General features: G+C 56.8%; 1 pseudogene. It reads right to left on the reverse strand.

Features of this window, described 5'->3' with window-relative positions:
- A pseudogene (locus tag EN845_RS34775) lies at positions 1-152 on the reverse strand (RsfS/YbeB/iojap family protein); the annotation flags it as partial.
- Positions 153-294 lie beyond the last annotated feature (142 nt).

Here is a 294-nt window from a genome sequence, read left to right on the forward strand (position 1 = left end):
GAGGCGATGACCAGGTAGTCGCCGAGGCTCGATTTACGCTGGATGTCGCTTGAGACGATGTTTTCGGCCTTGGAGTCTTCCAGACTGGCAAGGACTGTCGTGATGGCGAGGGACGCAGCATCGTTTCCGCTGATCCCGGCCGGCGAAGGCACGATATCGGCCTTCTTCCGCAGTGCTGTTCTCAGTGTGTTTCCTTTCCCAACAAGAACAACCAAATCACCCGCCAAATCAGGTGACACCACTTAAATAGGCAGAGTTCCATTGCAGTTTCAAGACGGGGGGCCCTGCCGGGGC

Origin of the sequence: Mesorhizobium sp. M8A.F.Ca.ET.202.01.1.1 (genome assembly GCF_004791595.1) — a bacterium.
Taxonomy (GTDB): domain Bacteria; phylum Pseudomonadota; class Alphaproteobacteria; order Rhizobiales; family Rhizobiaceae; genus Mesorhizobium.